Genomic DNA, 17,411 nt, shown 5'->3' with positions numbered 1-17,411 from the left:
TCCCGCAATGAAGTTGACTGCACAGGGGTCGCTATATCAGTGGACAGAAATGTCCAGAGCGAAATAGCGGCTGCGGATCTTGTCGTAAGTGCCGTCGTCACGAAGAGCATCCAGTCCTTGGTCGACTTTGCTCTTCAATTGCGTATCACCCTTGCGGATCGCCACGCCAACACCGTCGCCGAGCAACGGATCTTTTGGCGCCATGCCCATCTCAGCCAGCGCTTCTCCGCCCGGGGTTTTCAGCAAGGATTCGACGCTCAGCGCGTCGACCAGCATGATGTCGATACGGCCACTTTGCAGATCCGCGGCCATATCGTCCTGGGTGTTGTAGTACCGAAGAGTCGAGTCTTTACCGTAGTGCTGCTTCACGTAAGCGGCGTTAGTTGTCGAGTTCTGCACCCCGATTTGCTTGCCCTTGAGTCCCTCGGGGGTCGGTTCCAGCGGCAGGTTTTTATCACCGACCCAGGTGGACGGGGTCTGATAGTACGGCTTGGAAAAATCGATGACTTGCTGACGCTCGGGGGTGATGCTCACCGAGTTCAGAATGGCATCGATCTGCTGCGCTTGTAGCGCAGGGATGAGACCATCCCAAGCGATCTCTTTAAGCGTGCATTGTGCCTGCATACGCTCGCACAGCGCGCGGACCAGCTCCGGCTCAAACCCTTGCCATTCACCATTACCGGCCTTCATCGAAAAGGGTGGATAGGGTTCCAAGGCAATACCGAAGACGAGTTTCTCATCCGCACTCACCTGGCTCGCGGCCAAAGCCAGGAGGCAGCTACCGACAATGGCGCTCAATACTTTTTTCATGGCTGTTACCTTTATGTGGGTTTTATTTTTGTTAAGCACACAAGCATGAATCTCCGCATTCAACTGCGGTTGTCCTCTGCCGTCACGAATTGGCGGCAACGCTCACTTTTCGGATCGAGGAACACCTGCTCTGGCGTGCCCTCCTCCGCCACCAAGCCTTGATGCAGAAACATCACCTTGCTCGAAACATCCCGAGCGAAAGCCATCTCGTGGGTGACCAGAATCATCGTCCGGCCTTCCTCGGCGATCCCTTGAATCACCCGCAGCACTTCACCGACCAACTCCGGGTCGAGTGCTGAAGTCGGCTCGTCCATCAGCAACACTTGCGGCCGCATAGCCAACGCACGCGCAATCGCCACCCGCTGTTGCTGGCCGCCGGACAGAAAGGAGGGAAAGACGTCGCGCTTGTCGACTAAACCGACTTTTTCCAACAGGTGTTCAGCGTGGGCTATCGCATCTTTACGGTCCTCACCCAACACATACACCGGCGCTTCGATGACGTTTTCCAGCACGCTGCGATGCGGCCACAAATTGAAATTCTGAAACACCATGCTGAGACGTGTGCGCAGCCGCGCCACCTGACGGGCATCGGCAATCATCGGCGTGCCGGCACGGTCTTTTTTCAGCCGGACCTCCTCACCGTTGATGCGCAAGCTGCCGCTACAGGGGACTTCAAGAAGGTTGATGCAACGCAGCAAAGTGCTCTTGCCCGAGCCGCTAGAGCCGATCAGGGAGACCACCTCGCCTTCGTTAGCACGCAGGGAGATACCTTTGAGCACGTGGTGATCTGCATAACTCTTGTGCAGATCGTCTATCGCCACCACCGGGTTTACTGAATTGGACTGCAATTCCAAGGATCGACCCTCTTGTTTTTGTGAAGTCGCCTACTGCAACAAATATGTGCAGGTCATTTCATCCCTGGAAATCCGCTGCTACCTCCATGAGGCAGAGCTATTGCGACGCTCATAAGCAACCTGTCTTGGCTGCCGAGAATAGCCAATGGCAAAACAGGGTCAATCGAGCTTTTTTTGAGGAATAGTGAAAATTAATTCAATTGTTGAGCATGCAACCGCTACTTCGTTGCACCTGAAAATGGTCAGACGAGGGCAGGCATGTCTTAATCTGCTCGCGAACGATGCAAAGCCCTGTTGAGGCAAGCATTCTGCGCCCAGTGCTGCCATACAGATATGGGCTAAAGAGGCCTGACTGGCTGTTGCCTCCAGACGATTCCGGCTATCTTAAAAACCCACTACAAATGCCGACTGCGACAGGGCGGCGATGGGTACTTTGCACAGGTTGTGCCTCACCCCGTTTGACATGGTTCTGCCGCGCAACCTCACACCGACCCAACCGGGGGATTGATTCATCTCTATGCGCTTTCCTTCAATGACCGCTTTACGTGCGCTAGATGCGGTTGCCCGCTTAGGCAGTGTGTCCGATGCGGCCAGCGAGCTGAATCTGACGCCCAGCGCCATTAGTCACCAGATCAAGAGTCTTGAGCAGACCCTCGGATTCGCCTTAACCGAGCGCATAGGACGAGGCATCCGCATCACCTACCAAGGTGAGCGTTATGCAAGAGACATTCATCAGCTGCTGGCCAATATCTTAGAAGCGGGCCAACGCTTCGATGGTCAACAAGTCACTGGCAGACTCTGTATCAGTAGCCCCGCTGGTTTCGCGACCTATTGGTTGTGCCCGCACATTGCAGCGTTTCAGGACCTCTACCCGCAGGTGGAGTTACATCTGATTTCGCCTCGTACACCGGGCGACACCAGCGATAGCAACGCCGATCTGTTCATTGCCTATGGCTTGGGCGACTGGCCTAACCAGCATGTCCAACAAATCGTGACGCTGCGCTTTTTCCCGGTTTGTAGCCCACGGTTGGTCAATGCCTTGGGTGGATTAAAAAGCCCACAGGAACTGGATGGCTGCCCACTTTTGCACATGATCGACTACTCGGATTGGCGGGTTTGGCTGGCCGCAGCCGATGCCTCGAATGTCGATGTGCGCAACGGGATTGTGTTTTCTGATGCGCACTTCGTGCAGTCCGCCTGCATTGCCGGCCAAGGCATCGCCATAGGCGACAATTTGATTAGTGGCGAAGCATTGGCGCGGGGCTTGTTGATACGGCCTTTCGAAACGGAAATTGAGTCCAACCGCGGCTACTACCTGGTCGCTGATCAACAAAAAGCTGAGCGTCCGGTTGTTCAGGCCTTTAGTGAGTGGGTCAAAGCTCAGCTGAGCACCCCTACCCGAACACGAACTGACGTGCGCAGAACGCTAAAAACGTGAATTTAATTGCTCAATAGCAAGCAAATTTTTCGATTGTTGACGCTGTGGTCCCCCCACTACTGTCTCCTCGTTCTCTACCTGTGTGACCTACCCCTGCCATCTTCGGGCTAGTCCGGACGTTATCAACGTCCTCCAGGTATTTCAGTTCTCAGTACACAGGATCAGCCGGGCTAGCCCTGCTGGTCGGTGCATAAGAATAAGAGGAGTTTTTGATGACCACGTGTGCTCAGTCGCTAGTTCACTTGCTTGAAGGCTATGGCGTAAAAACCATTTTTGGCATTCCCGGCGTACATACCGTCGAGCTGTATCGGGGATTGCACGGCAGTAGCCTCACGCATATGAGCCCGCGCCACGAACAAGGTGCGGGCTTTATGGCCGATGGATATGCCCGTGCCAGTGGCAACCCAGCGGTGTGCTTCATCATTACCGGCCCCGGGATGACCAATATTCTGACCGCAATGGGCCAGGCCTATGCCGACTCGGTGCCGATGCTGGTTATCTCCACCACCAATCGCCGCGAGCAACTGCGCCTGGGCCACGGGCATCTGCACGAACTCCCCGACCAGCGTGCAATGATCGCCGGGGTCTGTGCCTTCAGTCATACCCTGCAGTCCCCAGCCGAGTTACCGGAACTCCTGGCCCGCGCCTTTGGCATCTTCAATTGCGCCCGTCCGCGACCGGTGCATATCGAGATCCCGCTGGACGTTCTGGAAATGTCGGCAGACTCGCTCGACCTCCTGCCGCGCACCTTGCCCAACCCGCCCGCCCCGGCCCCTGCGGCTATCAAGGAGGCGGCCAAACTGCTCGACACGGCCAAGCGCCCGTTGATACTCGCAGGTGGCGGCGCCCGCCGAGCGGCTGAGGCACTGCAACAGCTGGCCGAACGTCTGCAAGCCCCCGTTGCGCTCACCACCAACGCCCGCGGCTTACTCCCCTGCGGGCATCCGCTACTTTTGGATGGCGTGCAATCTTCTGCGCATGGACGGGCCTTGTTCGATGAGGCCGATGTGGTACTCGCCGTCGGTACCGAGCTGGGCGAAACGGACTATGACTTCTTCGGTCTTGGCCCTGTGCAATTTCAAGCACCGCTGATTCGCCTCGATATCGATCCGATGCAAGTCATGGGGGCTCAGCGAGCACAGGTCGGCTTAGTTGGCGATGCCAATGAAGGGCTACAAGCGCTCCTCGCGCAGACCACGCCCAATCACCCCCGAGGGAGCTGGGCGGTAGACAGCGTGGTGCGCGTCAACAACTGCGAGCGCGCCAGCTGGACGGCAAAACAGAACAGCCTGCAAGCACTCCTCGATCTGCTGCGCGACACCCTGAAAAATCCGCTGATTGTCGGTGACTCAACGCAACCTGTGTATCAGGGTGCGCTCGGTTATCAGGCGCCCCAAGCCAATAGCTGGTTCAACGCTGGGACCGGCTACGGCACGCTGGGCTATGGCCTACCTGCAGCGATTGGCGCCAAGCTCGCATTACCCCAGCGCCCGGTCGTCGCACTGGTTGGAGATGGTGGCATGCAGTTTTCTTGTGCTGAGCTCATCGCCGCACGCGAGGCGGGCATCGGCGTTATCCTGCTGCTCTGGAATAACCAATGCTACGCAGAAATTCGCGATTACATGGAGGCCCGTGAAATCCCGCCCTTGGGTGTGAATATCCTGCCGCCAGACTTCGAGGCCATGGCCCGCAGTTTCCATGTCGCTCATCACGCGCCACAAAGCCCGGAGAGCTTGCGCGCCTTGCTCCTAGAGCTGGCTGAGACCACTCAGCCAGTGATGATTGAACTGGACGCCGCCACCCTGTTGCCACAGCTCAATCGGAAATACGTGGAGTAGCCATCACCTAAGTACGGATAGCGTAAGGCGTGGCTGATAGTGTTCATCTCCCCTCCGAGGGCGGTCGGCTTCGTAGGCTGGGTAGAGACCCAGCGTTTCGATAGCGCTGGGTTTCACTGCGTTCTACCCAGCCTACAAGGCTGTGCCTACGACTATCAGGCCTTAATCCGGCAGCATCGAATCGTGCACAGCCATTCACGGGCTGGAAACTGCTGGAACTTCGAGCGGTGGGCAGCAATGGGCAGTACTTAACTAACTGTCCACCGACCCAGGGAAAGACCATCCTTTGATATCTCTGGGCTGGGAAACTCCATATGGAAAGCCGTCCACCCGCTGGTGGAGGTACACCAGATCCGGCCTTGGTGTGCTTCAACGATAGAGCGGGCAATGGCTAGCCCCAAACCGGCGTTACTGGGACCGCCTTCGCGTCGAGCTGGGTCAACGCGATAGAACCTGTCGAATAACCTTTCCAGATGCTCAGGAGGGATGGGCTCACCAGGGTTTCCCACAGTCAGCACTGTGGAAACGTTATTCTGGCGGATCTGCACGCTGATGGTTTTACCCTGCGGGGTATATCGCAGTGCATTGGAAAGGAGGTTCGAAATGGCGCGATGCAGCATCAGGACATCGCCTTGAACACTTCCGGAACCAGACAGTTCAAGCTCAATGCCGCGCTCGTCAGCCAGCAGGTAGTAATACTCGAGCAGCTTGGCCACCACCTCCTCGAGGGCAATCCGCTTGCGCTCGGGAATGATCAAGCCGTTGTCCGCCTTGGCCAGGAACAGCATGTCATCGATCATCCGTGACATGCGCGTCAAGTCATCCAGGTTCGAGTAAAGAGTTTCCTCGTAGTCCTCAGTGTTTCTCTTTCTGGAAAGAACTACCTCCGTGTGCGTCATCAGGTTGCTGACCGGTGTACGCAGCTCATGGGCAATGTCGGCGGAAAAGTTGGAGAGCCTTACGAAGGCGTCGTCCAGCCTTGCGAGCATGGCGTTGAATGAGGAAACCAATTGCTGTAGCTCCAAAGGAATAGGCGCCATTGGGATTCGCTCCTTGAGCGACTTGGCCGACATTGAAGCGGCTAGAGCAGTCACCTGCCGCAATGGGCGCAAGCCACTTCGAGCCACTACCCACCCGAGTCCGGCGCTTACGAGAGCACTGATAACCAGGCCTATCCAGAACCACCGCTGCAGGGTCACAAAGAAGGACATGTGGTGGGTGACCTCGAGAACCAGTATCACGGTCAGGGGCTTCTCCTGCCCTGTAACCGCTACCTGCGCAGTCATGCCGCGGAACATCTGCTCCTGGTCCTGCCACTCCCAATCACGCTGGCCTGCGGAGGTGCGGAACCGCTCGGGAATACTCACCTGTGCCGGATCGGCAAATAGCACCTTTGCATTGCTGTCCAGAATGATCGCCGTGAGCTCTCGATGCGCCCCCAGCAATGCCTGCAATTGCGGCTTCGCCTCATCGAAAGCCTCAATGCTAGGCAGCGCCCCCAAAATACTTTGGCTGGACTGCAGCTTCTCGAGCAGGGTGTGCTGATCGAGTGATTTGAAGTGCAGTTGGCTGAGATGGTTGAAGCCGAGCCCTGCGACGGTCAGGACCGCAGTGACAGCGAGCATGAACATCAAGCTCAGTCGTACTGTCAGGGAAAGCCTCCTCATGCCGACTCCGGGGCGTCGAGCATGTAGCCCATTCCGCGGGCGGTGTGGATGAGTTTGAGCTCGAAATCATCATCGATCTTCGCCCTCAGCCGTCTGACAGCCACCTCAATGACATTGGTATCGCTGTCGAAATTCATGTCCCAGACTTGCGATGCGATCAATGCCTTCGGCAACACCTCACCACGCCGGCGAAGCAGGAGTTCAAGAAGGGCGAACTCCTTTGCGGTGAGGTCGATGCGCCGGCCTCCACGGATGGCTCTGCGTTTCATCAGGTCGACCTCAAGGTCGGCGATCTTCATGTGTGTCAAAGACGGGGCACTGCTACCACGGCGCAAGAGGGTCCGAACCCTGGCCAACAGCTCGGAGAAGGCAAAGGGCTTGATCAGATAGTCGTCAGCGCCAAGCTCAAGCCCTTTCACCCGATCTTCCACCCGGTCGCGGGCAGTCAGAAAGAGCACGGGAACATCTTTGCCCGCTGCACGAACCTTACGCAGCACTTCCCAACCATCCAAGCCAGGCATCATGACGTCCAAGATCAAGAGGTCATACGCTTCGCTCAACGCCTGCTGAAGGGCATCTGTGCCGGTGGTGACTCGATCAACGTTGAACCCGGCCTCACTGAGGCCCTGCTGTAAGTAGATACCAATTTTCGGTTCGTCTTCAGCAACCAAAAGTTTCATGTGGCGGTTCTCAAGGAATGTAGTGATGGTGTTGAGGTCCGGCGTGAGGTGCTTGCTTCTAACCCGCTGAAGGATAGGCACGACTGCCTCGCATGTAATTCAGGCGACCGCTCAAGCCGGTTACCTGCCCAGTGGCCTGTGTGGCTAGTTCCATTAGTCAATTTCGGCGCCTGAAGCCCCGATACTGCGTTGCCGCGGATCAAAGTAGCCCTGCTATGACTCGTCACGGCGCCTTGTCGCAGGACTCCAGGCATCCGAACTTGAGTTAACCAACTAGCCGTACAGGCCACTAGCAAGGCCTAGACACTACAGAGCAAGCAGGAAGCTCATCAAGGAGGAAGCTGGAACCTGACTGATCTGTAATGTTCGTCTCAGGTTTCTGACAGGGCGTGATGGTTAAGGTTACTCCGAGCTTGAAGCTCAGCCCCAGAAAACCACTTAGTGATGTGGACCATTGGGGTAACTAACGCTCTCTCGAGGATACCCAAATGAAATCCATGAAAGCTCTTTTCGTCGTCGCCGCTCTGACCGTCTCCTCCCTGGCCATGGCCGCAGGTGGCGGTGACCGGACCTTCGCGCGTATGGAGCAAGCCCGGAAAGTCTCGATGGAGGCCTACCAGCTTGCGCAGAAGCAGAAGGCTGAAGCCCCTGTCGCTGAAACCAATGCCAAGTCGGCCGAACACGCCAACTGCTAACCCTCAGGGTGCGCGTCAACCTTACAGAAATGTAATCACTCGAATGGTTGGGATGTGGCAGTTTCAACGCTCGCTGGCCGCCCGCATTTGACCTCCGCGGCTGCGGGCAAGCAGATGGGATCAAAAAGGCGATCCTGCAAAGGCTGCCCATCCTGCAAGCAACATGTGTTGGCTGTTCAGCACTGGTTTCTTTTGACTGATTGGACATAAACGGCATGCAACCCAAAACCTCAAGGCGGACGTTCGTCAAAGGCCTGGCCGCCGGCGGCATTCTCGGAGGCCTAGGCCTATGGCGCACCCCGGTATGGGCAGTGACCAGTCCGGGGCTGCCGACTGTGCTTACCGGTACCGAGTTCGACCTGTTCATTGGTGAAACCCCGGTTAACATCACCGGGTCACCGCGTACGGCCATGACCATCAACGGCACCTTGCCAGGTCCGCTGCTGCGCTGGCGTGAAGGCGACACGGTCACGCTTCGGGTCAAGAACCGCCTGGATCAAGACACTTCCATCCATTGGCACGGGATCATCCTGCCCGCCAACATGGATGGCGTTCCTGGCCTGAGCTTCCACGGCATCGCGCCCGATGGCATGTACATCTACACATTCAAGGTTCATCAGAACGGCACCTACTGGTACCACAGCCATTCAGGGCTGCAGGAGCAGGCCGGGGTCTATGGACCGATCGTGATCGATGCGAAAGAGCCCGAGCCTTTCCTGTACGACCGCGACTATGTCGTGATGCTGACGGACTGGACCGATGAAGATCCTGATCGTGTCATGGCGAAGCTCAAGAAGCAGTCGGACTACTACAACTTCCACAAGCGCACCGTCGGCGACTTCATCGATGACGTGAGCGAGAACGGCTGGTCCGCCACCGTTAGCGACCGGAAAATGTGGGCTGAGATGAAGATGAGCCCCACCGATCTCGCCGACGTCAGCGGCTACACCTACACCTACCTGATGAACGGCCAGGCGCCCAATGGCAACTGGACCGGCACTTTCAAGCCTGGCGAGAAGATCCGCCTGCGCTTCATCAACGGCTCGGCCATGAGCTATTTCGATGTGCGCATCCCGGGTTTGAAAATGACCGTGGTGGCCGCCGACGGCCAGCGCGTGAAACCTGTCAGCGTCGATGAGTTCCGCATCGCTGTCGCGGAAACCTATGACGTGATCGTCGAGCCAGCCAACGAAGAGGCCTACACCCTCTTCGCTCAGTCCATGGATCGCACGGGCTATGCCCGCGGCACCCTGGCCGTGCGTGAAGGCTTGAGTGCTCCCATTCCCGAGATCGATCCCCGGCCGCTGATCGGCATGAGTGACATGGGCATGGACCATGGAAGCATGGGCGGCATGGCCGGTATGGACCACAGCAAGATGGCTGGCATGGGCAACGGCGACATGGCCGGCATGGACCACAGCAAGATGGCTGACATGGGCAGTGGCGACATGGCCGGCATGGATCACAGCAAGATGGCTGGCATGGGCAGCGACGACATGGCCGGCATGGACCACGGCAGCATGGCCGGGATGACCGGAATGCAGTCACACCCGGCATCAGAGGAGAACAATCCGTTGGTCGACATGCAGACCATGTCACCGACACCGAAACTGGATGATCCTGGTATTGGCTTGCGGAACAACGGCCGTAGGGTTCTCACCTATTCGGATCTCAAAAGCACCTTCCCCGATCCCGATGGCCGCGAACCGAGCCGCACGGTTGAACTGCATCTGACCGGCCACATGGAGAAATTCGCCTGGTCGTTCGACGGCATCAAGTTCTCCGATGCGGAGCCCCTTCGCCTCAAATACGGCGAGCGGTTACGGATCACCCTGGTGAACGACACCATGATGACTCACCCCGTCCACCTGCACGGCATGTGGAGTGACCTCGAGGATGAGAACGGCAACTTCATGGTACGCAAACACACCATCGATATGCCGCCAGGCTCGAAGCGCAGCTACCGGGTAACGGCGGATGCCCTCGGCCGCTGGGCCTACCACTGCCACCTGCTGATGCACATGGAAATGGGCATGTTCCGCGAAGTCCGTGTGGATGAGTAAAGGAGACCAATAATGAGCAAATTCCTGAATCGTAAAACCCTGATCGCCAGTGCCTTCGCGGTTAGCCTGCTGGGTGTCATGCAAATGCCCATCGCGGTTGCTTCTGGTGACCATGGTGAGCACGCGCACTCCTCCGCTCCTGCTGCGAGCTCCACCGGCAAGCCCGCCCCCCAGCAGAAGGACCAGGCCGCTGCCTCGCAAAAAATGGATCACGGCTCGATGAACCATGGTTCGATGGATCACAGCAAGATGGCTCATGGCTCGATGAACCATGAGCTCAAGGCCAACGAGGCCGCTGCGGAACCAAATCATGACCAGTAGGTTTTCACGCCCGACCCTGATGGCTCTGGCCGTTTCGTTCAGCACGGTTACGGCCGGGCTGGCGAACGCTGCCGAGCCAATGGACCATTCGGTGCACTCATCTTCGCCGGCGCCTGCCGCGGTGGAAGTTAAGCCTGCATCTAAAGCTGAATCCACGCCGCCTAAGCAGACCGATTCCAACAGCGCCCAGATGGATCACTCGGCAATGGGACATGGCTCAATGGAGTCCATGGACCACAGTAAAATGGGTTCGATGGACCATAGCGCTATGGATCACAGCAAGATGAACCATGAGCAGATGGGCCAAGGCCAATCGGACGCGATGGATCACGGTTCCATGGACCACAGCCAGATGAACCATGGCAGCGCTGACGAAGGACCCAGGACAACGAGTCGGACCCCGATTCCGGTCCTGACCGATGCCGATCGCGAAGCAGCGTTCCCTCCGCTGCCTGGCCACGCGGTGCATGACAAGCAGCTCAACTCCTTCTTCTTGCTCGACCAACTGGAATACCAGGACGCCGATGAGGGCAGCACACTGAATTGGGATGCCATCGGCTGGATCGGCGGCGACGTCGATCGCCTCTGGTTGCGCTCCGAAGGTGAGCGAACCAACGGCGTGACCGAGGAAGCTGAGATCCAAGCACTCTGGGGGCACTCCATTGGCCCTTGGTGGGATGTCGTCACCGGTGTCCGGCAGGATTTCAAACCAGGCTCAGCGCAAACCTGGGGCGCCTTCGGCATTCAGGGCATGGCGCTCTATGCCTTCGAGGCCGAAGCCACCGCGTTCATCGGCGAGAACGGTCAGACCGCCGCTCGCCTGGAAGGCGACTACGACATCCTGCTCACCAACCGCCTGATCCTGCAGCCGACGGCCGAGGTGAATTTCTACGGCAAGAACGACCCGGAACGCGGCATCGGTTCTGGCCTGGCCAATACCGAGGTTGGCCTCAGGTTGCGCTATGAGATACGCCGAGAGTTCGCCCCCTATATCGGGGTCACCTGGAATCGCTCCTATGGCAATACTGCCGACCTGGCCAGCGATGAAGGTGAGGATGATAACGAGGCTCGCTTTGTAGCCGGTATTCGGATGTGGTTTTGAGGGCCTGAGATGAAAAGAACAATTAAAACCTTAGTGGCAGCGAGTATCGTCGCAAGCGCCGCAGCAGGCGCCGGTGCCTACTTTGGCCTGGTTAACGTAGGCGCCGATGATCCCCATCTGCCCGCCGTGCATGCCTTCCTGGCCATGGCCCGTGATCGCTCGATCGAGGTGCGTTCCCGGGACATCCAGGTGCCCAACCTAGAGGATGAGGCGATGATCCGCGCCGGGGCCGGCAACTACAACTCGATGTGCATCGGCTGTCACCTGGCCCCTGGCACCGCAGAAACCGAGTTGAGCCAGAGCCTGTACCCGGCGCCGCCGAACCTGACCGAGGTCGGCGTCGATGGCAACCCGGCCACTGCGTTCTGGATCATCAAGCACGGCATCAAGGCCACCGGTATGCCTGCCTGGGGCAAGAGCATGGGCGACCAGTATATCTGGGGGATGGTTGCCTTCCTCCAGCAGCTCCCGACTCTCGATGCCGAGAAGTACCAAGCCTTGATCGCATCCAGCGGTGGCCACCAGCACGGTGGTGGCGAAACAGACATGCATAACCATGAGGGCCAGCACGGTAGCGGCGAGGCAGCCGGTGCTGAGCACCATCAAGACAGTGGTGAAGATCATCATGCTGGAGAGCATGCCGGGGCAGATGGTGAGGCTAGCCACCATGACTCGAGTGACGTTCAAGACAAATCTGCGCCCGCTGCTAAAACTCACACCCACGCCGATGGGAAAGAGCACGTCCATGAACGCTAAACTTCTTCTGAAAGGCCGAGCACTGCGTATCGCAGCATTCGCCACCTTGTTCATTGCTTCTGCAGCTCAGGCAGCAGAGGCACTGACAATTGATGTGCACCGCAGTGCCAGCTGTGGATGCTGCAAGAAATGGATCGAGCACCTCGAAGCCAATGGCTTCAAGGTCAACGACTACGTCGAGTCCAACATGAGTGAGGTCAAGCAGCGCCTCGGCGTTGTCCCGCGCCTCGCCTCCTGTCACACCGCAGTGATCGATGGGAAGTTCGTCGAGGGCCACGTCCCAGCGGCGCAGGTCATTGAGCTGAGCAAGCGATCCGATCTGCTGGGCATCGCCGTGCCAGGTATGCCGGCAGGTTCTCCTGGTATGGAAGTCGGCGGGACACAGCACGCCTATCAGGTCATCGGTTTGACCAAAGCCGGTACCGATCATGTGATCGCTGACTACCCGGCAAACTAACTTCCGAAAGCAAGAGTCCCACGCAGGTCGGGCTACCGGGAGGACAGCGCCCCTCCACACAAGCCACCTTGAGCCCGAGCTGGCCTGCGCGAATGGCCGCGTTATAACCACCGGGACCACCGCCAATCACCACAACGTCATAGGGACTCATGCTTGTGTTCCTTTACAAAGAATTGCCGGGGAGATGGGAGAGATGAAAGCGGCGCTGCCAATAGCAGCGCGACGGCAAAAAACCTCCTACACGATAGGATTAAAGCCGCACTCCCGCCTTCACGATTCACCACAGGCAGCATTCACGTATCAACCGCCTAGGAAAGGTCTGAAAAAGCCGTCATCCCCGCGCTGGCTGGGATCCAGAGCCTGCGTAACAACTGGGTTATTCACTACGTTCACCTCTCCGAGGCCGCCCTTTTGGCGTTCAACGCACTTCGTGCTTTTGTCCCGCTTTCGCGGGAACGACGAAAGGACGTTAATTCAGAGTTCCCCCAGCCATCAGGATGCCTGCCTATTGGCGGTCGCAGCCTTGATTACTCCGCTTTATCCGGCAGTGGCACTGCGGCAAGTTCGGCGCGTCTGGATCGCATCAGATGAAAGACTGCGCATGCCGTTACGGCAAAAACGACGTGGGTAGCGATCATTGGAACCGCCGTGCCGTCCTGCAACGATCTCAGTACGAGCCCGGCAACAGTCGCCCCAGCCATCTGGGCAAACCCCATGAAACCCGCAGCGAGCCCGGCACGATGAGCATTGGGCATCACTGCGCCGGCCACCGAAGCAGGCAGGACCATGCCACCACCGAGGGTTACGAGCACTTGCGGCGCGAAGAGCCCCATGACGGAAAGCCCCATGAGTTCATATACCGCCAAAGTCGCGACAGCTCCAGCGGCGACCAGGCTTGTGCCGATGGCCACGATCTTTTCTGGCCCGAGCAACGGAAATCATCCGCCGGGTCAAAATCGCGCGACAATCAAGCAGCCCTATTCAAGCGAACGTCAAGCGCCGTATTGGGCTGCAGTCCACCAAGCAAGCCACGAACACCGCGGACGAACCCGCTATGACACCTGACCATTGCCCAAGGTGCAGCCAGAGTCCGGGGCAACAGTTCTTATAGGCACGTCGCCGTCCAAGAAGGTTTGGACATAATTTCTCGCCAGAGAACGGCAGCTTGCCCGCGTGGCGGGGTCGGGCTGTGATTGCTTTCGCGGTAGATAAAAATGGCCGCGATGAAGCGCGAAGACGCCGAGCAAAAGCGAAGCAGCGATTGGGATACACGTTCCAATCGCCCCAATAGGTCGCGACGATCCCACCACCACCGGCGTTACCACGCGGCGCAGAGCATGCCGATTCACCGTCAAGGCAAGCGCCGGCCCGCCTGCTCCCGCATAGTCACGAACGATCGCGCGTGCGCAGCACCAATGCCGCACAGGCGCCCAGCCCCCTGCAGCGCCCGCGCCAACACGAACTCGGCCATGCCCGTTGCAAGCATCATCCACAGGGTTGCCAACACATAAAAGAAGAAGCCCAACCGATTCAGCACGGCGCCGCCCACTCGGTCAGAAAGCGGAACCGAAGACGAGTGCCGAGGCCAAAGGCCGGACGAATGTGGATAAGGCGAGAGATTGCGCCAGGTTGAGCAGGAAGCTGTGCTCAATATCTCCAAGGCTCGGGATAAGCAGTTTGCGTCGATATTCTCGCCAGCCAGAGAGCCCGATGAGTATCAAGAGCACTTCTGGGTGCGGTTGTCATAGGCGGTCATGGTGGCGTTTCCTGAGTCGCATGTTTATATGATGAATTTCATTTATTAATCAATTATGATCGTAATCTATTCTGTCAAGCAGGTTTCTGGCCAAGCAACAGTGGGCGGGAGCTGGACAGCGGTTTTCTATCAGCGGTTCATGACGAGCCTATATCCTGCCGGCACGCTGCCGTTTTGTTCTGGACGCTTTGTACAAGCGTCAGCCAATCACACGCTGTAGAACAACCAGCGCCCAGGAGGCGTCGCAACATCATGCCCAATCGGGAGAGAGAAATGAAGCTGGCTGGCTGCAGAAGAGATATCCGCGCCAAACTGGGCCCAGCGTGGCACCTTGACATGCGGGAGGTTCAGCGACTGAGTCCTCAGGACTTCTTTGATCGGTATGCAGCGGGCGACCTTCTCTCCCCCCTTCGGCGAGCTGCTTCCCGGGGTTTTTCCCGGGGGTGGGGGCAACCCTCGAAAATGGTCGTCAGGTCACTTCATCTTCCAGGGAACGCCAGAAGCGCATCATTAGCACATCCGCTCGGGCATCGTGCATGGCGGTTATGCGCAACCTTGCTTCGACTCGGCATGGGCTGCGGCTATTCATATGATGCTTAGAAAGGTTCAGGGCTACACCACACCGACTCAGAATCAGACGTGCCCGCCCAGTGGGTTGCTGGGACGGCCTGGCCCCGCCCTCGCCTTCATCCCCTGACTCTCGGTGTTCTGGCGGCGCTGGCTATGGTGCTGATCGGTGGCGTGGTCGCGGGACGCTGATACACGCTTGCTGTTCTTGCCGGCCGGTTATGCACCGTGTGCTTGGCAAAAGAAAGCGAAACGGCAAATGCCATTCAACAGCTCTACCCCTCCGAAAGCAGCCAGCTGAAAACCCCTGAAATGGATGCTTTCGCTGACCAAATATCTGTAGAATTAGAGTAGCAATTTTAATGTTCAGCCAAGTGGGAGGCCTTGCAGTGCGGTATTCAAAGATCACAAGGCGCAAACCCAACCAGGCATATCGAGAAGCATCCCGAACGCTTTTCGCCGTGGACGGCGTAGGCCGCTACTTGGCTTGCACGTTGATGAAGGCTCTGGGGCTGACCCAGGCGGCTTCTATGCGCACTTCAAGTCCAAGGATGAGCTGGTCGAGAAGGCCGCTGGGCGCAGCGCAGTCCAAGCTCAGCGAGGTCACGGACTTTTCTCCGGGGACAACCCGCTGCGCGCTATTCATAGAGAGCTATTTTGTCTGCTGGACATCGGGCCAACCCAGGACAAGGCTGCCCCATTACATCCATACTCCGCAGAAGCTGGGCCTGGGGCGCGCCAGGCAGCCCGATTCCCGATGAGGTGGTGAAGGAGCGCCTGTCGATGATCGAGGGTGGCCCTGCCGGGCCGGAGGCGACGAACAGAGCATGTCATACTCTCGACCTGGTCGGCGCCCTGATGCTATCGCGCAGCGTCCGCAGCCCCGACTTGTCCGACCGCCTACTCGAAACCGCACAGCGCTTGCTCATTCAGCAGGCCAACGCACACAAGTGTAAGAGTCCACTTCCACGGAGTCCGACGGCACTGCGGCCGCAACGTGTGCGCTTTATGTACCAGCAACGCCCAAACACACGGGCGTAGCTGTAGCACGATGACAGCGCTGCACAGTTGTAGGGCGGGTGAAACCGCCAAATAAAAACCACACGATAGTCTCAGCCAAATCATTGGATTTCACCCTATACACGGCTCCAGGGGTTTCGGACAACCAGCTTGAGATTGCACTCGCGGCATAGAGTGCGACGCTGGGAGGTCACTGCTGCATTCCCACGCGGAGGGCGTGGGAAACGATTCAAAAAAAGCCGCTGGTTAGCAGGCTTGGGGGAAGTGCGTGGGGGGCATGCATACGAAGGTGGCAGCGAAGCATGGACAGCCAAGCCTCTAACCTGTACTCGAACGCCAGTCTTTGTCACGCTCCAGCGGCACGGTTTATGCGACAGGTGGGGCGAGCTTTTGCGGGCAGCAACGAAGGCGTCCAATCGCCTGCATCGGTAGAGAAGGAATAGTGATCAGCTCACCTTGGTGAAGCCCGCCAGCGAAGGCAATCCACCCTCTCCCAACCTCCATCACAGTGGAGACGGAATTCTCTCGCATCGATCCTGTACGCTCCCAGATTTCGGTGCGAGTAAGCCGGCACATGCCTGCCGCTCACGCCCTGCGGGTGGACCTCTTGGTGCAACGACTGGTCAAGCTCCAGCACATAAGCTTGGTCGCGCTGTAATGGCATTGAACATCTCCGGCGCCATGCACGACGGAGGCCGGTTGATGATCGCACCAACGCCCATGCGGCAAAATTTTGGCCGCAGCAGCCGCAAGCCAGTCGGTCAGGGCACACGTTGAGCTGGATCATGCTTCTCGAACTTGGTCGAGGTCAGCGTCGATCAACGGGCCGTCCATCGCCACCGGCGTTATTGACCAGCAGGCTGATGGACTTATCGGATGCGCAGACGTTGCTCACCAACTTGCAGATCAGCTTGCTGGTCCGTCAGCTTTACACACCTCGACCGTCACCCAGTCTCGCCATTCAGTCGCGCGGCTGGGCTTTCGAGCCGTTGCTGATCACGGGGCGACCAGCAATAAGTCGTAGCCGGGCGGGCCAGACGGTCGGCATAGTGCACCGATCAGAGGAGCGCAGTGCTGCAGCGCAGTGCCTTTTCCGTCTCTGTTGCTCATTGCAATTCTCCAGGGCTGAATGAGCCCGATAGGGATAAACACGTGGCAATTGGTTAAGAGTCCCGCGTCACAGCCAAGGTAGCAGCGGGGTAAGTCGAAACAACTCGTGCTGGGCGCCCATCAGGCTAGGTACGGTTATTGCTTGATCTGCACATGGGGCACGCCCAATTCGAACCTCAGCTGGCCGCATCAAGACGGGCGACCTGCTCGGCGGAAACCACCCCATGCGCCCAGCCCGTCCCGAGTTGCCAGTACCAAAGCGCCCACTCAGATACGC

At 58.1% G+C, this 17,411-nt stretch carries 13 protein-coding genes and 1 pseudogene; 8 read left to right on the top strand and 6 right to left on the bottom strand.

The features are described from left to right. Positions 1–36: 36 nt before the first annotated feature. Entirely contained in the window at positions 37–873 is an 837-nt protein-coding gene (locus D3879_RS23460) for a transporter substrate-binding domain-containing protein (RefSeq protein ID WP_238474313.1), read from the bottom strand. Next, the gene (locus D3879_RS23455) at positions 870–1,664 is read right to left on the bottom strand and encodes an ABC transporter ATP-binding protein (RefSeq protein WP_119956619.1); all 795 of its coding nucleotides are present in this window, start codon (positions 1,662–1,664) and stop codon (positions 870–872) included. Before D3879_RS23455 ends, D3879_RS23460 begins: the two co-directional genes overlap by 4 nt. Positions 1,665–2,181: 517 nt before the next feature. Here D3879_RS23455 and D3879_RS23450 point away from each other — a divergent pair. Further along, the gene (locus D3879_RS23450; protein ID WP_119956618.1) at positions 2,182–3,102 is read left to right on the top strand and encodes a LysR substrate-binding domain-containing protein; all 921 of its coding nucleotides are present in this window, start codon (positions 2,182–2,184) and stop codon (positions 3,100–3,102) included. 212 nt (positions 3,103–3,314) lie between these two features. Then, a complete protein-coding gene (locus D3879_RS23445) occupies positions 3,315–4,940 on the top strand; it encodes a 5-guanidino-2-oxopentanoate decarboxylase (protein WP_119956617.1) in 1,626 nt (541 codons plus the stop codon). A gap of 248 nt (positions 4,941–5,188) precedes the next feature. Here the strand turns inward: D3879_RS23445 and D3879_RS23440 are convergent, their stop codons facing one another. Both D3879_RS23440 and D3879_RS23435 read right to left on the bottom strand, forming a co-directional pair. Beyond that, the gene (locus D3879_RS23440) at positions 5,189–6,607 is read right to left on the bottom strand and encodes a heavy metal sensor histidine kinase (RefSeq protein ID WP_119956616.1); all 1,419 of its coding nucleotides are present in this window, start codon (positions 6,605–6,607) and stop codon (positions 5,189–5,191) included. Next, on the bottom strand, positions 6,604–7,287 hold the full coding sequence (locus D3879_RS23435) for a heavy metal response regulator transcription factor (protein WP_119957075.1): 684 nt from the start codon (positions 7,285–7,287) through the stop codon (positions 6,604–6,606). The genes D3879_RS23440 and D3879_RS23435 overlap by 4 nt, the downstream gene beginning before the upstream one ends. Before the next feature lie 488 nt (positions 7,288–7,775). Between D3879_RS23435 and D3879_RS23430 the strand changes: the two genes are divergently transcribed. The 6 genes from D3879_RS23430 to D3879_RS23405 all read left to right on the top strand — a co-directional run bounded on the left by D3879_RS23430 (position 7,776) and on the right by D3879_RS23405 (position 12,681). Beyond that, positions 7,776–7,982 (top strand): co-regulatory protein PtrA N-terminal domain-containing protein, encoded by a 207-nt coding sequence (locus D3879_RS23430; protein WP_119956615.1) that lies wholly within the window; start codon positions 7,776–7,778, stop codon positions 7,980–7,982. A gap of 215 nt (positions 7,983–8,197) precedes the next feature. Beyond that, positions 8,198–10,045: a copper resistance system multicopper oxidase gene (locus D3879_RS23425; RefSeq protein ID WP_119956614.1), complete on the top strand. Its 1,848-nt coding sequence runs from the start codon at positions 8,198–8,200 to the stop codon at positions 10,043–10,045. Positions 10,046–10,057: 12 nt separating this feature from the next. Next, complete coding sequence (locus tag D3879_RS23420; RefSeq protein ID WP_119956613.1) at positions 10,058–10,366, top strand: hypothetical protein; 309 nt, start codon at positions 10,058–10,060, stop codon at positions 10,364–10,366. Then, the gene (locus D3879_RS23415; protein ID WP_420800949.1) at positions 10,317–11,468 is read left to right on the top strand and encodes a copper resistance protein B; all 1,152 of its coding nucleotides are present in this window, start codon (positions 10,317–10,319) and stop codon (positions 11,466–11,468) included. Before D3879_RS23420 ends, D3879_RS23415 begins: the two co-directional genes overlap by 50 nt. 9 nt (positions 11,469–11,477) lie before the next feature. Beyond that, positions 11,478–12,224 (top strand): c-type cytochrome, encoded by a 747-nt coding sequence (locus D3879_RS23410; RefSeq protein WP_119956611.1) that lies wholly within the window; start codon positions 11,478–11,480, stop codon positions 12,222–12,224. After that, positions 12,214–12,681 carry a DUF411 domain-containing protein gene (locus D3879_RS23405; protein WP_119956610.1) on the top strand — a complete coding sequence of 156 codons (468 nt, stop codon included), beginning with the start codon at positions 12,214–12,216 and terminating at the stop codon, positions 12,679–12,681. Before D3879_RS23410 ends, D3879_RS23405 begins: the two co-directional genes overlap by 11 nt. Here D3879_RS23405 and D3879_RS27560 read toward each other — a convergent pair. Beyond that, positions 12,662–12,832: pseudogene (locus D3879_RS27560) on the bottom strand (FAD-dependent oxidoreductase); the annotation flags it as partial. The gene D3879_RS23405 and the pseudogene D3879_RS27560 sit on opposite strands and share 20 nt — an antisense overlap. A 376-nt stretch (positions 12,833–13,208) precedes the next feature. Further along, a complete protein-coding gene (locus tag D3879_RS27290; RefSeq protein ID WP_238474312.1) occupies positions 13,209–13,613 on the bottom strand; it encodes an MFS transporter in 405 nt (134 codons plus the stop codon). Between the last annotated feature and the right edge of the window lie 3,798 nt (positions 13,614–17,411).

Origin of the sequence: Pseudomonas cavernicola (assembly GCF_003596405.1) — a bacterium.
GTDB lineage: Bacteria > Pseudomonadota > Gammaproteobacteria > Pseudomonadales > Pseudomonadaceae > Aquipseudomonas > Aquipseudomonas cavernicola.
Note: the sequence above shows the minus strand (reverse complement) of the source record. Positions and strands in the feature narration are given on the sequence as shown.

Excerpts from the sequence above, each read along its gene's own strand:
- D3879_RS23450 (WP_119956618.1), top strand. The coding sequence starts at position 2,182 with ATGCGCTTTCCTTCAATGACCGCTTTACGTGCGCTAGATGCGGTTGCC.
- D3879_RS23445 (WP_119956617.1), top strand. The coding sequence starts at position 3,315 with ATGACCACGTGTGCTCAGTCGCTAGTTCACTTGCTTGAAGGCTATGGC.
- D3879_RS23440 (WP_119956616.1), bottom strand. The coding sequence starts at position 6,607 with ATGAGGAGGCTTTCCCTGACAGTACGACTGAGCTTGATGTTCATGCTC.
- D3879_RS23435 (WP_119957075.1), bottom strand. The coding sequence starts at position 7,287 with ATGAAACTTTTGGTTGCTGAAGACGAACCGAAAATTGGTATCTACTTA.
- D3879_RS23430 (WP_119956615.1), top strand. The coding sequence starts at position 7,776 with ATGAAATCCATGAAAGCTCTTTTCGTCGTCGCCGCTCTGACCGTCTCC.
- D3879_RS23425 (WP_119956614.1), top strand. The coding sequence starts at position 8,198 with ATGCAACCCAAAACCTCAAGGCGGACGTTCGTCAAAGGCCTGGCCGCC.
- D3879_RS23420 (WP_119956613.1), top strand. The coding sequence starts at position 10,058 with ATGAGCAAATTCCTGAATCGTAAAACCCTGATCGCCAGTGCCTTCGCG.
- D3879_RS23415 (WP_420800949.1), top strand. The coding sequence starts at position 10,317 with ATGAGCTCAAGGCCAACGAGGCCGCTGCGGAACCAAATCATGACCAGT.
- D3879_RS23410 (WP_119956611.1), top strand. The coding sequence starts at position 11,478 with ATGAAAAGAACAATTAAAACCTTAGTGGCAGCGAGTATCGTCGCAAGC.
- D3879_RS23405 (WP_119956610.1), top strand. The coding sequence starts at position 12,214 with ATGAACGCTAAACTTCTTCTGAAAGGCCGAGCACTGCGTATCGCAGCA.